A 12,320-nucleotide genomic window follows, 5' to 3' on the forward strand; every position below is an offset into this window, starting at 1 on the left:
TATCACTCAACTTTATGTGCGTGAGCAGGACAATCCAGAATTACTTCATCACGCAGATCCCCTGAAGCATATCAGGTCTAACGACTTTCGGCTCACTTCCTCTTGCTTTCCTCCAATCCGAATGATTAAGTCGCGTTTTAACTCAACTAACTTGAGTGGTCTAAATTGGGCGATCGCAGAAGAATGAAGTTAATCGAGGTGGGCAGCAAGCTCACGAACCTAAAGGAGAACAAGATGAGTAGCAATCAAGTAAACAGTCAAAACATGAAACTCGAAGTTGTGGTATTGCCCGTTTCCGATGTTGATCGCTCCAAGGACTTCTATAAAACGTTGGGATGGCGGTTGGATGCCGACTTCGTCACTAGTAAGGACTTCCGGGTGGTGCAGTTAACCCCTCCTGGCTCGGAAGCCTCAATCATCTTCGGTAAAGGAATTACGTTAGCTGCGCCAGGTTCAGTTCAGGGTCTGTACCTCATAGCTTCTCATCCTCAGGATCAAGTTGCACACCGGGTTCCAGTCGCCAATATAAATCTGGCACGAGCACCAAATAGCCTGCCTTAGCATAATCATCGGCAGTCTGTCGCATATTATTATTGACCCCAAGAACTTCTTGAATCAGCACAATTCCTGCACGAGGCTGAGTACTGGGTGCTGCTAGATAGGCGCTAAAGCTGCCCTCGGACAAGGCTGGAATGGTTACATTTTGAGTTGTCATGGTGTCCTTCCTTTTTAACAATTTGCTATTTAGACTTTGACCAAATTAAACAGCGTTGCTGAATGCAAGTATGAAGAGACCGCCAGCGCCATCAGCTTGGTTGAAACAGACACCAGGAAGATAAAGCAAGTACGGCATGATTGTGCTCTCCTTAGTACAACTTTTCATTAATGGGGGTCTGAAATCAAAATTTGATAACTCCCAGAAGTGAGGTATTCCTCAAGCGAATTCCGAACCCTTTTTCATGGAGATGTGTACTTATTGCGTCAAATTGTTGTCAAGCCAATGGCTAAGCCTTGCACTGATTAGGCAGGGATGGGTTGCAGCCGTGACGTGAGAAATTGACGGATATGAGTGGCGATCGCCTCCCCATCTTCTTCCAAAGCAAAGTGTCCGGTATCTAGTAAATGGAACTCAACGTCTTTCAGATCGCGCTTGTAGGGATGAGCGCCATCGGCAGGGAAGATGTAGTCGTTCTGACCCCAAACAATCAGGGTGGGGGGTTGATATTTGCGGAGATACTCCTGCCATTGCGGGTATAATGGTGGATTCGTGCCATAGCTATAAAGCAGCGCCAGTTGAATCTCATCGTTTCCGGGGCGATCAAGGAAGAGTTGATCCATGTTCCAGGTATCCGGGCTGATCGCTTCAAGGTTGCGAACGCCGTTGGTATATTGCCACTTCGTTGCTTCGAGTGTGACAAGGTGTTTGAGCTTGTCAGCATTTTCAGGAGAACGGTCTTTCCAGTACGCCTTGATCGGGTTCCAAAATTCGCCGAGACCTTCCTCGTAGGCATTCCCGTTTTGGACAATGAGTGCTTCAACTCGCTCTGGATATTTAGCCGCAATCCGATAGCCAATGGGAGCACCATAATCCATCACGTAAAGGCTATATCGCTTGAGATCGATAGCTGTAATAAATTTCTCCACGATCTGTGCCAAGTGATCAAACGTGTAGTCAAACTCATTCACGGTTGGCATCGAACTGTTGCCGTAGCCAGGATAATCAAGTGCAACTAGATGGAAGCGATCGGCAAGCGCAGGCATTAGATTGCGGAACATGTGAGATGAGGTCGGGAAGCCGTGCAACAGCAGAATCGTTGGATTATTACGGGAGCCAGCTTCTCGATAAAAGATATCTAAACCATCGATTGCGATCGTGCGAAATGTGGTCATGACTTTACTCCTTGTGAGTTTATTGGTGAAGGTGAAATTGTGGTGTGACGATTGTCAGTGAAGATGTACTCTTCTGTTGCCATCTCGATCACGCGGTCAATTTAGATGGAAACACGCTACTGCTGGAAATAGTCACGCCAACTTTTGGGTAAGGCTTCAAGTTGAGCAGCGCGGTGGAGTAACTCTGGATTGTCTTCCTCACGCACATAAAGTTGAGTGATATCGGCAACAGTGATATTGTTATCATCCCGACTCAACAACTCTAGAGTGTCTCCGACTCCGATTTCGCCCTCTTGCAAAACACGAAAGTAAAATCCGGTGCGACGACTCGCAAGAAAACGTTTAACCATCTCCGGTCGTCCAAACCGAATTCCAAGTTTGTAGCAGGGTAGGCGAGGTTGTGTCACCATCAGTTTGACAGTGCCGATTCCAAAGCGATCGCCAATGTTCAATTCTTCTTCTCTCAGCCCAGTAGTTGTGAAGTTTTCACCAAAGATGCCTAACGGTAGCTCTGTGTCTGGCAATTCACCTCGCCAGTAATCGTAATGCTCGAACGGATAGACATAGACTGCTTTGTCTGCTCCTCCATGAACGGTGAGATCAGCTTGCTTATCACCGTCTAAATTGAGCGATCTCACCATCACCCGTTCGCTGACTGGCTGTTTGAAAATTCCAGTACTAACGGTTTTTCCTTTCCAGGTCACTTCACGCGGAAGTCCTACGTTGACAGAGATGAGTTTCATCTTTAGCTCCAAAGTTTTGGATTGCATTCAATTACGACAGCCAACATGGGATATCGAAAAAATGAATGAGTTGTTTATTAGACCTGCTTTGAAAATCTACGAGGCGCGGACTGCTAATTTAACGACCGCTCAACATCTCTGAGCCACTACCAGTCATTGGACGACTGCGACGCAAGTCTCGCCAGATTTGGGTCGCAGCTAATGCCCCATCTGCGGCGGCAACTACAACTTGATTCAGTCCGACTTTGAGATCCCCAATCGCAAAAATACGGGGATGGGAAGTCCGCGCCATCTTATCGGTGACTAAGTTTCCGCCCTGCTTTTCCAGATCAAACTTTTCCAGATAATCGGCGTGATACTTCGACCCCATTGAGATCAGACCAGCTTCTAGCCCAATTACTGTGCCATCTTCCAGTTCCACTCCATTCATCTGATGGTCTTCGCCCAGGAATTGTTGAATCGGCGTTTCGATTATTTGATAACCATTATCTTGCAATTTCTGGCGTAACTCATAGCCGACTTCAAACATTCCTTGCGTGAATAGTGTGATGTGAGGTGTAAACCAACCTAGAGAAAAAACAACCTCCGCGTTGCTGGCAGTGCTGGCAAACACGCCTACTTTTTTGTCTGCCATTTCATAGCCATCACAGATTAAACAAACGTGCATATTGTACCCAGCATAGTCAAACACGTTTCGCATATTATCCAAATTAGGCAGGTAATCAATAATGCCACTGGCAGCAATCAGATATCTGGCATGAAACGTTTGATGGAAACTGTCTTGCCGACCAATTTTGACTTTTACGGCAAAGGTTTCTCCCTCATCCACAATCTCTTCCACAAAGGCATCGAGCATATCACCACCTAAAGTAAGGTAGTGCTCCTTGCCTTGCCGCAGGAGCGATCGCCCCGGTGTATCTGGCGGTAATCCAAGATAGTTGTGCAGTTCCTGCATCCAGAAAGAGCGGGCTTTACCTTTATCGATAATTAAACTGGAAAGAAGATAGCGTTGCAGATAAATTCCGGCAGACAAACCACCTGCTCCACCACCAACCACGATCGCGTCGTAAACATAATCACTACGTTCTGAGAGATTTTGCTTTGTCAGTTTCATGAGATTCTCCTCATAGCAGTATCAATAGACCTCTTACAAAAGTCAATGGTGATGCCTTTTGTCTGAAGGATAGCTTCTAAGCGATCGATGGTTTCGGTTACTGAATATGGGCTGGGCTGACTGATGATACCGTTATTTGCATTCATAGCAACGAACTCCTCAACGGTTTTGGTGATGGGTATTTTTAGGGCGCTTCAAATCTGTGCCATACCGCCATCGACAAACAGCTCGATGCCGTTGACAAAGCTGCTGTCGTCTGAAGCGAGAAAGACAACGGCTTTGGCAATATCATCGGGTGTGCCAACTCGTCCTAGCGGGATAGTGCTGGCTTCGCTGTCCACAAATTCCACTCCCAAGCGATCATAACTAGGAGTCGGAACCACGCCAGGACTAACCACATTAACTCGGATCTTGCGCTCTTTGAGGTCGAGTATCCAATTACGGGCAAAGGATCGCACGGCGGCTTTAGTCGCGCTGTAAACGCTGAGGGCTGGGGTGCCCTTTATCGAAACAATCGAGGCGTTCAAGATGATGGAAGCCCCCTCTGGCAACAGCGGCAGTGCTTTCTGCACAGTGAACAGTAGACCTTTGACGTTTATGTTGAACGTTTTGTCAAAGTGTTCTTCGGTGATTTCGCCGAGTGGAGCAATTTCACCAATACCAGCATTGGCAAAGACCACATCGAGGTGTCCCTGCTCTTGTTTGATGGTGGCGAACAGGCCATCAAGGTCTGCAAGATTCGAGGCATCGCTCTGAACACCCGTGACGTTTTCACCGATCGCTTTCACGGCGGCATCAAGTTCAGTTTGACGACGCCCCGTAATGAAGACATAGGGACCTTCGGCGACAAAACGCTTGGCAGTGGCAAGACCGATGCCGCTAGTGCCGCCGGTGACAAGAGCGACTTTTCCTTCTAGTTTGTTCATGATGAGCAGTCCTGTGGTTGTTGAGTTTGAAAGAGTCGTCCGCAGTGGGTTGGGAAAACACGAGAATTTACCCTCGATAGGCAGCGTTTTTCACTCATGTGAGATACAGGAGATGAAGAGATTGTCTGCCACCAAAATGATTTCCTGAGATACCTCTGTTCTCACGCAGCATTTAATTGATAGCGGAGTCTGGAGGAAGAATGGTCAGACCGTATTGGGGAGCCAGGGCGATCGTATGACGGATATCTGCATCCGTAACAGGAGGTGGCGGTGCAGTTGGATCATCAGCCGGAGTGCCGATCTCCATGAAAAACTGCTCCAGTCCAGCGGGTGTTACCCAGCACAACATCTGGGCAGGTTGGTTGCTTTTGTTGGTAAACAGATGACGCTGTCCTCTGGGGGAGTAGATGAATGTTCCAGGCGTTGCCACAAGGGTTTGTCCATCAATTTGAAACTGAATTTCTCCCGATTGAACAAAGAAGGATTCATCTTCGCGGCTGTGGATGTGGGGAGGTGAGCCAGTCTGGGGATAAACGATCATCTCCATTAACGAATAAGTTCCATTCGTATCCTTGCTCACGGTCTTAAAGGTATACAGGTCGCCCAACACCCAGTAAGATGTCCCCTGACCTGGTTGTAACAAAAAACCGTTCTGATTCATTTGGTTTGCAAACATGACTATTTCTCCACAATGTGAGGTTTACTGAACCTGGGTTGATCAGTGTCAGGTTTTGTGTGACATACCACCAATGACAACCTACTGGACTTTGGAATGCTGATTAATTTTCTTTAAGAAAGTCCAGCAGCACAGGATTGACTTGATCTGCATGAGTCCAGTTGATGGCATGCGGACCGCCAGGTATCACCACAAGGCGGCTGTCTTTAATTATCTTCGGGAGTCTCGCTCCGGTGGAATGATGCGGGAGGATGCGATCAGCATCCCCCTGGATGATCAGGGTTGGCACGTCAATGCGCGGCAGATCATCACGGAAATCGGTCAGCCATGACGGCACACAGTCCAGAGTCCCCTTGGCGGAAGCTCCTGCTGCCACATTCCAACTCGACCGAATGGCATCTTCGCTGATGCGGTCGCCGAGCAGCACATCTACGTTGTAAAAGTCTTTGAAAAATGCGGACAGATACGCTGGACGATCTTCTACGATGCTCTTGATAATCCCGTCGAAAACACTGCGATCAACTCCTTCGGGATTGTCGTCTGTCTTGAGTAGGAAAGGTGGCACTGGAGCCATTAGCACTGCTTTACTGACGCGCTCGGAACCGTACTTGCCGAGATAGCGTGTTACTTCGCCAGTCCCCATCGAGAAGCCGACTAGCACAGCATCACGTAGATCAAGTTTTGTTATTAGTGTGTTCAGATCGGCAGCGAAAGTGTCGTAGTCATAGCCAAACGACGGCTGGCTGGAGTTGCCAAAGCCCCGGCGATCATAGGTGATGACCCGGTAACCCGCTTGGAGCAAAACCCCCACCTGTTTCTCCCAGGAATGACCGCTCAAAGGGAAACCGTGGATCAGCACAACGGGTTGCCCTGCTCCGAAATCTTCGTAGTAGATATCGATGCTTCCAGAGTTTTCTTTACCGACAGTAACGTAAGGCATAAGAGTTTGCTTTTTTTTAATTGGTTTGTTGTTTTAAGCTTCCGGCTAAAATAAAAAAGGCGGAATCAAGAAGCTTTCACCCGCACTTAGCATAACCTTGTTCTCACCTTCCCAGACCATGAACTCACCTTCCAGCACATAGAGTTCCAATAGCGCGTGTGGCTATGGAGGGGTGTTTATCGCACGAGCCGGACAATTGGGACACGAAAGTGTCCTAGCCCCTACTTTCCCTCGTCGGCTCTTCCCCAAATCTTAATGCGTTTGCGATGACGATAATCCATCAAGAACAAAAACGCTTTGTCGTTGCCAGACAAATTGCCCACCGTGATGTACTGCACATTTCCAGAAAAGTCAGCAAAGCCGAGGGTTTTCTCATCGAGAACCTTCAGGAAACCAGGGGGGCCGCCCCGAAACTGGATATAGGGATAGCCATTAGAACTGACGGTTCCCAAGTAAAACCCATCGAGTTGCGCTATGAATTCCTCAATTTTGGGAGTAATGGAATCATTGTCAGGACCATTCGCAATATAGCGTTCATAGGTCTGCCGTGAACCCCTTTGTTCTTGTGCGGCTTGCACTTGTGGCGTAAAAGCAATTTCTCCAAACTTACGTGGCATAATGCCCTCTTAAGCTGCTACAACTGTACCGAACATTTGGTACAATGTCAATAGAAAACTTGAAACTTACGATAAATGCCTAAAGAAACCTATATTCCCTGTCTGCTGCGCCTGTTTCGGCAGTATGGCTATGATGGTGCAACTCTATCTAAGATCTCTCAAGCAACTGGATTAGGGAAAGCTAGTCTTTACCATCACTTCCCCGGCGGTAAGGATGAGATGGTTGAAGCAGTGCTGAATTATCTTGAGTACTGGTTAGACCAAAGTATTCTGCAAACGCTCAACAGCCCAGGTGAACCCTTATCTCGTTTACGGCAGATGTGCGATCGCGTGAATGAAGCCTATGACGGGGGAAAGCAACCTTGCTTATTTGCGATTTTGCTCTTGGGTTCGGCCCGCGATGTGTTTCATGATAGAGTGAAAGCAATTTGTCGGAATTGGATTGATGCGATCGCCACGGTGCTAATTGAGTCTGGTATGGATGAGAGACTTGCTCAACAGCGTGCAGAAAATGCGGTGATCGCGATTCAAGGTTCATTAATTGTATCTCAAGGATTGGATGATCCATCTGTGTTTCAGCGCGTGACGCAGCACCTAAGCGAAGAACTGTGCAAAAGTACGTTGCCTTAGCTCGACTCTTAAGCTTTCAGATCATCAAAAGGGTGTAGGGAACCCCATAATTGCGAAGGAGTTAGTTTGTAATTGCTGAAGGTAATTGCTGTGAAAGGCAACCTGCGGCTTTAATTAAATCGGCTGCTTTTTCGCCAATCATAATTGCGGGCGCGTTCGTATTTCCTCTGGTGATCGTTGGCATAATTGATGCATCGACGACACGCAACCCCTCAACCCCACGTACTCGTAATTCAGGATCTACCACCGCCATTGGGTCAGTGCCCATTTTGCAAGTGCCCACCGGATGCCACACTGTACTGCAAGTTTCCCGGACGTAAGCAACGAGTGCTGCATCACTCTGCTTGTCGGCACCCGGAGCGATTTCCTCACCGCGAAACTCATCAAGGGCACTTGCACCGAACAAGTTACGGAGTAATTTAATCCCGACAATGAGCTTTTGCACATCAGCTTCACTTTGGAGATAGTTCATTTGAATCATCGGTGCGTCTTGGGGGTCGGGGGAACGCAAACTGACACTGCCAATGTTTTGGGGATGAGTCAAACAGACGAAACTTGTGAATCCTAAACCAGAGTGGGCATAACCAGGCGGTACCAACACAACGGGACCGAAGAGAAACTGTAAATCTGGCGCAGCATCCAGATTACCCTCGGTATGCAAAAACAAGCCAGCTTCAGCGATACTACTGGTACTTGCAGCGTGTAAATCCTGAGTTGCCTCGTGTGCCACGGACACGACAGGGTGGTCTTGGAGGTTTTGACCAACACCCGGCAAATCAGCAACTACCGGAATTCCCATCGCTTGCAGGTGTTCTGCATCCCCAATGCCGGAAAGCATCAACAGCTTGGGCGAATCGAACGCGCCAGCACTTAAAATCACTTCGGAGTTGACCCTAACCTGGTGCAGCGTGCCTTCGTGCAGGTATTCTACCCCGACGGTACGGGTGCCCTCAAACAACAAACGAGTTACTAACGCTCCTGTCGTTACAGTCAAATTGGGACGCTGGAGAATGGGCAGAAGGAAGGCAGCAGCAGCACTGTGCCGCTTGCCATCCTTGCCGCTTGCCATCCTTGATGGTCAACTGATAGAGTCCTGCCCCTTCCTGCCGCATCGCATTGGCATCAGGATTGTGGTCATATCCTAGTGCCACCGCTGCGTCTACAAAGCGTTGGGATACCACAGCTGGCGCAATAAGATCGGTGACGCTTAACTCTCCATCGACCCCGTGAAATTCAGACGCGCCTCGTGAGGAGCGTTCCGATTTCTTGAAGTATGGCAAGACATCCTGGTAACTCCAACCGGGATTGCCTAATGACTGCCAGTGGTCATAATCGTGGGGATTGCCCCGCAGATAAATCATGATATTAATCGAACTGCTGCCGCCCAGGACTTTGCCACGGGGACAAAAGATTTTGCGGTTATTCAGGTAGGGTTCTGGTTCAGAGAAATATGCCCAGTCCACCTCAGAGCCTAGTAGACTGAGGCATTGGGCCGGGATTTGAATCTCTGGTTTTGTATCCGGGTTGCCCGCTTCGAGAAGTAACACCGTTGTGTCACTGTCTTCTGTCAGACGGTTGGCGACCACGCAGCCTGCCGAACCTGCACCAATCACACCAATCACAATGTAGTCATAGGGAGTCATAAAATTCTCTTTCTTTGTTGTCTGTAATGGATTAATGTAGGTAGCCAGGTAAGACTTACGCAGACAGAGAGGTGAAGTGAAAGGCAGTGAGGAGATGATGGAGAAATGCGCTTCACAAAACTCGATTACTGCCATGTTTTTTGAGTACAGAAAATCAGTTTCACAATCTGCTACTTGAGCGCTCCATTCAGTAGATGTATTGCTTCCTTGTGAAGTGTTTCCGACGGCGTTGGTGCAGCCTCTCGGAACAATAATTACGACATCGTTGCTGTACGAGGGTCAGTGCTTGCTGAAGTTGATGAACACTGAATTTTCCTCTAAAAACTAACTCTTAAAACTGGCTACATCGCTGTTCTATTTTGAAGTGAGCGATATTACAATGATTTTAAGTTCCCCCACGTTCTTTGTTATTGCGCGATATATCCACCATCAACCGTGAGCGATTGTCCAGTGACAAAACTAGCAGCGTCCGAACAGAGCCATAGCACAGCATTTACCACTTCTTCTGGCGTACCAATCCGACCCATTGGTAACGTCGTTTTGAAATACTCCATCAATTCTGTATTTGTTTGGACAGTGCGATCAAACATCTCGGTTTGAATCAGTCCTGGACTGACGGCATTCACCCGAATTCCTTGCTTGGCATATTCTAATGCCACCGATTTTGTTAGCCCTTCCACGGCGTGTTTGCTAGCCACGTAAATTGGCACCCCTGCTGCACCGACCAAGCCCAGACCCGAACTGGTATTGACTATAGCCCCACCGCCATTTTTCAACATGGCTGGAATCTCATGTTTCAAGGACAACCATACGCCTTTAACATTGATATCCATGATGCGATCGTAGGTAGCTTCAGTTTGCTCTGGTAAAGGTGTGGTCTGTTGATCCACTCCAGCATTGTTGAAGGCAATGTCGAGTCGTCCATATTGTGCCATCGTTTTCTCAATCAGAGCTTGCACATCGGCTTCTTTAGAAACATCTGTCGCGACAAAAAAGCCATCCCCACCGATCGCTTGAATTTGGCGAATGGTTTCTTCGCCTTCAGCTTGCCGACGACCTGCAACAACGACTTTTGCTCCAGCTTGAGCCAGTGCGATCGCGGCTGCTTTCCCAATCCCTGATGTTCCACCTGTAACGACTGCGACTTTTCCAGAAAACGTGGTCACTGTTAAGCTCCTGTTTGTATAAAAGTGAATGGTTTACGTGTAATACCATTTCACGAAAAGCCTGATACAAATAAAGCATCAAGAATAAAATCCCAACCTGTAATAGAAGCAACGATTGATGTGTTTAATTGTTCCAATCGCTTCCAAATAAATTCTCTTAATTCATCTAAAGTTGAGAAGCTTTCCCAAGTTAAATGCCTTTTAACCTCCTCCCACAATCTTTCAATTGGATTAACTTGAGGTGTATGCGGAGGCTGAAATAACAAAACTATATTTTCTGGTAGTTTGAGATGCTGACTAAAATGAAACGCTCCATTATCTAACTGAAGAATATGTATATCTTGAGAATAAGTCTCTGAGAATTTTTCTAAAAAAATATTGAAACAAGCTGTATTTAAATGAGAGAATTCCCAAATAAAATGCTCTCCAGTTAATGGTTCTACTAATCCATATAAATAAAAATTATCCCGCTTCCATTGCATAATGCCGATGGGCTTGACTCCTTTTGTCGTAATTAATCTCCCAGGTTCAGTCTTCAACCCCACACGGGTTTCGTCTCCACACCAATATCTAATTTTTTTTTGTTTATCGACTGGTGCTATGATGTGTTTTTTAATTACTTCTAGGTATTGTGGCAGTTTTTTTTAAATTCCAATTCTGCTTCACTATCGTATTTGACACCTACGGCTCGCGGTACTTTTAGCTTCGCTTTCATTTGATAGCGCACTGTGTCGTGTACTACTTTATATGATGCTTCTATCCCTTCCACTGCTTTTAACCAAGTTCGTATTTCTTCATAACTTTTAAATCCCTGTGGCTGTTGAAGTTCTCTGTCTAGCTGCTCTCTTGCTTGTAAGTTAATCATTGGCGGTCTTCCTGGACTCTTTTTCGTTGACAATAAACCTTTTATTCCTGATTCGGTATAGTCCTTCAACCATCTTTGTACCGTTACCCTTGCTCTCCCTAGCACCACCGCTACATCCTGTATTGTTTTTACATGACCTATTTTCAGCAAATACAACGCTTGAATCCGTTCACGACTTGATACTATTTTTTGTTTTCTCAGCAGTTCCTGTAATTCTTCTGCTGACTCCATATATTTCTACTTTGGTGACTCCAGCCATCTTTGCTCGTTGATATTTATTCCTTCTTTATCTGTATCATAGTTTTAGTGAATTGGTATTACTCTTTCATTTGTGGAATAGCTTCGGACGTAACGAACTGAAAGTTGAAAGACCAGGAACATTAATGACTTGCAGTGACAATGGCTGCCATCAACTGCTCAATGTTCCAGCGACTGGTATATTGAATTCCATTAATAAACAAAGCTGGGGCAGCCGTTACTCCACTGTGTAATCCACTTTCGATATCTTGATTGATGCGAGCGATATGTACTTGACTGGATATATCTTGCAGAAATTGGGGAATATCAAGTCCTAGATTATTGGCATACTCCACAAGATAATCGTTTCTTAACTCTTGTTGATGAGTAAACAGAATGTCATGCATCTGCCAGAACTGACCTTGGGCGGCAGCCGCTTGGGCCGCTTCAGCCGCACGTTGAGCACAAGGATGGATTTGTGGCTGTGGAAAGTGGCGAAATACAAAACACAAGTCGTTGACCTGTTGCTGGATTGCTTTGATTAATTGGTGAGCTTCGCCACAAGTAGGACACTGGTAGTCACCATATTGGACGAGTGCCACTGAAGCGCTTACCCTACCCTGAATATGATCTTGTTTTGAAATCGGCACAAGCAACCGATTATAATCACCAAGACTCATGAAGGCACCTCTAAGGAAAGGAGTGCAGCAGATAGAGACAGATGATTGCTATGAATGAAACTTTTTTCACAATTGGGTAAACCGATGTCGCTCTGTTATTTGTTGCATAATCTCAATTTAGAGGGTTCACTTGATTTTGTCGCTGAGAAAAACTTCAGTTGATAAGCTGACAATTTAGACAGCTAATAAACTG

General features: G+C 46.7%; 16 protein-coding genes and 1 pseudogene. 3 read left to right on the forward strand and 14 right to left on the reverse strand.

The window, feature by feature from the left end; all coding sequences use genetic code 11:
* Positions 1-16 precede the first annotated feature (16 nt).
* Together MAS10914_RS35255 and MAS10914_RS36340 are read left to right on the forward strand one after the other, a co-directional pair.
* Positions 17-187, forward strand: coding sequence for a hypothetical protein (locus MAS10914_RS35255; protein ID WP_232224080.1), 171 nt, complete (start codon positions 17-19; stop codon positions 185-187).
* Between the two features lie 77 nt (positions 188-264).
* Positions 265-561: a VOC family protein gene (locus MAS10914_RS36340; RefSeq protein ID WP_332248792.1), complete on the forward strand. Its 297-nt coding sequence runs from the start codon at positions 265-267 to the stop codon at positions 559-561.
* On the opposite strand, the gene MAS10914_RS0101895 is transcribed toward MAS10914_RS36340, so the two are convergent.
* The 9 genes from MAS10914_RS0101895 to MAS10914_RS29365 all read right to left on the reverse strand — a co-directional run bounded on the left by MAS10914_RS0101895 (position 473) and on the right by MAS10914_RS29365 (position 6,906).
* Positions 473-715 carry a dienelactone hydrolase family protein gene (locus MAS10914_RS0101895; protein ID WP_017314208.1) on the reverse strand — a complete coding sequence of 81 codons (243 nt, stop codon included), beginning with the start codon at positions 713-715 and terminating at the stop codon, positions 473-475. The genes MAS10914_RS36340 and MAS10914_RS0101895 overlap by 89 nt on opposite strands.
* Before the next feature lie 305 nt (positions 716-1,020).
* Positions 1,021-1,890 (reverse strand): alpha/beta fold hydrolase, encoded by an 870-nt coding sequence (locus MAS10914_RS0101900; protein ID WP_017314209.1) that lies wholly within the window; start codon positions 1,888-1,890, stop codon positions 1,021-1,023.
* Between the two features lie 116 nt (positions 1,891-2,006).
* A complete protein-coding gene (locus MAS10914_RS0101905; RefSeq protein ID WP_026082276.1) occupies positions 2,007-2,633 on the reverse strand; it encodes an MOSC domain-containing protein in 627 nt (208 codons plus the stop codon).
* Positions 2,634-2,751: 118 nt separating this feature from the next.
* Positions 2,752-3,747, reverse strand: a complete 996-nt coding sequence (locus tag MAS10914_RS0101910; RefSeq protein WP_017314211.1) for an NAD(P)/FAD-dependent oxidoreductase — start codon at positions 3,745-3,747, stop codon at positions 2,752-2,754.
* Between the two features lie 194 nt (positions 3,748-3,941).
* On the reverse strand, positions 3,942-4,673 hold the full coding sequence (locus tag MAS10914_RS0101920) for a glucose 1-dehydrogenase (protein WP_017314213.1): 732 nt from the start codon (positions 4,671-4,673) through the stop codon (positions 3,942-3,944).
* Positions 4,674-4,845: 172 nt separating this feature from the next.
* Positions 4,846-5,349, reverse strand: a complete 504-nt coding sequence (locus tag MAS10914_RS0101925; RefSeq protein ID WP_017314214.1) for a cupin domain-containing protein — start codon at positions 5,347-5,349, stop codon at positions 4,846-4,848.
* 103 nt (positions 5,350-5,452) lie between these two features.
* Positions 5,453-6,289 (reverse strand): alpha/beta fold hydrolase, encoded by an 837-nt coding sequence (locus MAS10914_RS0101930; protein WP_017314215.1) that lies wholly within the window; start codon positions 6,287-6,289, stop codon positions 5,453-5,455.
* A 45-nt stretch (positions 6,290-6,334) separates the two neighbouring features.
* On the reverse strand, positions 6,335-6,427 hold the full coding sequence (locus tag MAS10914_RS36530; RefSeq protein ID WP_408605847.1) for a hypothetical protein: 93 nt from the start codon (positions 6,425-6,427) through the stop codon (positions 6,335-6,337).
* Between the two features lie 83 nt (positions 6,428-6,510).
* Positions 6,511-6,906, reverse strand: a complete 396-nt coding sequence (locus MAS10914_RS29365; protein ID WP_017314216.1) for a pyridoxamine 5'-phosphate oxidase family protein — start codon at positions 6,904-6,906, stop codon at positions 6,511-6,513.
* A gap of 75 nt (positions 6,907-6,981) precedes the next feature.
* On the opposite strand from MAS10914_RS29365, the gene MAS10914_RS0101940 reads away from it, so the two are divergent.
* Positions 6,982-7,536, forward strand: a complete 555-nt coding sequence (locus tag MAS10914_RS0101940; protein ID WP_017314217.1) for a TetR/AcrR family transcriptional regulator — start codon at positions 6,982-6,984, stop codon at positions 7,534-7,536.
* Positions 7,537-7,597: 61 nt separating this feature from the next.
* On the opposite strand, the pseudogene MAS10914_RS36765 reads toward MAS10914_RS0101940, so the two are convergent.
* From MAS10914_RS36765 to MAS10914_RS0101965, 5 genes and pseudogenes are all read right to left on the reverse strand, one after another.
* Positions 7,598-9,179 (reverse strand): annotated as a pseudogene (locus tag MAS10914_RS36765) (GMC family oxidoreductase).
* 407 nt (positions 9,180-9,586) lie between these two features.
* Positions 9,587-10,345, reverse strand: coding sequence for an SDR family oxidoreductase (locus tag MAS10914_RS0101950; protein ID WP_017314218.1), 759 nt, complete (start codon positions 10,343-10,345; stop codon positions 9,587-9,589).
* Between the two features lie 50 nt (positions 10,346-10,395).
* On the reverse strand, positions 10,396-10,983 hold the full coding sequence (locus tag MAS10914_RS0101955; RefSeq protein ID WP_332248790.1) for an IS630 family transposase: 588 nt from the start codon (positions 10,981-10,983) through the stop codon (positions 10,396-10,398).
* Positions 10,968-11,441 carry a helix-turn-helix domain-containing protein gene (locus MAS10914_RS0101960; RefSeq protein WP_017314219.1) on the reverse strand — a complete coding sequence of 158 codons (474 nt, stop codon included), beginning with the start codon at positions 11,439-11,441 and terminating at the stop codon, positions 10,968-10,970. The genes MAS10914_RS0101955 and MAS10914_RS0101960 overlap by 16 nt, the downstream gene beginning before the upstream one ends.
* A 149-nt stretch (positions 11,442-11,590) precedes the next feature.
* Positions 11,591-12,127, reverse strand: coding sequence for a DsbA family protein (locus MAS10914_RS0101965; RefSeq protein WP_017314220.1), 537 nt, complete (start codon positions 12,125-12,127; stop codon positions 11,591-11,593).
* Between the last annotated feature and the right edge of the window lie 193 nt (positions 12,128-12,320).

Source organism: Mastigocladopsis repens PCC 10914, assembly GCF_000315565.1.
GTDB classification, from domain to species: Bacteria; Cyanobacteriota; Cyanobacteriia; order Cyanobacteriales; family Nostocaceae; genus Mastigocladopsis; species Mastigocladopsis repens.

What these genes read in the sequence shown, in the direction of transcription:
- MAS10914_RS36340 (WP_332248792.1), top strand. Translation starts at nt 265, where the DNA reads ATGAAACTCGAAGTTGTGGTATTGCCCGTTTCCGATGTTGATCGCTCC.
- MAS10914_RS0101960 (WP_017314219.1), bottom strand. Translation starts at nt 11,441, where the DNA reads ATGGAGTCAGCAGAAGAATTACAGGAACTGCTGAGAAAACAAAAAATA.
- MAS10914_RS0101910 (WP_017314211.1), bottom strand. Translation starts at nt 3,747, where the DNA reads ATGAAACTGACAAAGCAAAATCTCTCAGAACGTAGTGATTATGTTTAC.
- MAS10914_RS0101905 (WP_026082276.1), bottom strand. Translation starts at nt 2,633, where the DNA reads ATGAAACTCATCTCTGTCAACGTAGGACTTCCGCGTGAAGTGACCTGG.
- MAS10914_RS0101900 (WP_017314209.1), bottom strand. Translation starts at nt 1,890, where the DNA reads ATGACCACATTTCGCACGATCGCAATCGATGGTTTAGATATCTTTTAT.
- MAS10914_RS0101965 (WP_017314220.1), bottom strand. Translation starts at nt 12,127, where the DNA reads ATGAGTCTTGGTGATTATAATCGGTTGCTTGTGCCGATTTCAAAACAA.
- MAS10914_RS0101940 (WP_017314217.1), top strand. Translation starts at nt 6,982, where the DNA reads ATGCCTAAAGAAACCTATATTCCCTGTCTGCTGCGCCTGTTTCGGCAG.
- MAS10914_RS0101920 (WP_017314213.1), bottom strand. Translation starts at nt 4,673, where the DNA reads ATGAACAAACTAGAAGGAAAAGTCGCTCTTGTCACCGGCGGCACTAGC.
- MAS10914_RS0101925 (WP_017314214.1), bottom strand. Translation starts at nt 5,349, where the DNA reads ATGTTTGCAAACCAAATGAATCAGAACGGTTTTTTGTTACAACCAGGT.
- MAS10914_RS0101930 (WP_017314215.1), bottom strand. Translation starts at nt 6,289, where the DNA reads ATGCCTTACGTTACTGTCGGTAAAGAAAACTCTGGAAGCATCGATATC.
- MAS10914_RS0101895 (WP_017314208.1), bottom strand. Translation starts at nt 715, where the DNA reads ATGACAACTCAAAATGTAACCATTCCAGCCTTGTCCGAGGGCAGCTTT.
- MAS10914_RS29365 (WP_017314216.1), bottom strand. Translation starts at nt 6,906, where the DNA reads ATGCCACGTAAGTTTGGAGAAATTGCTTTTACGCCACAAGTGCAAGCC.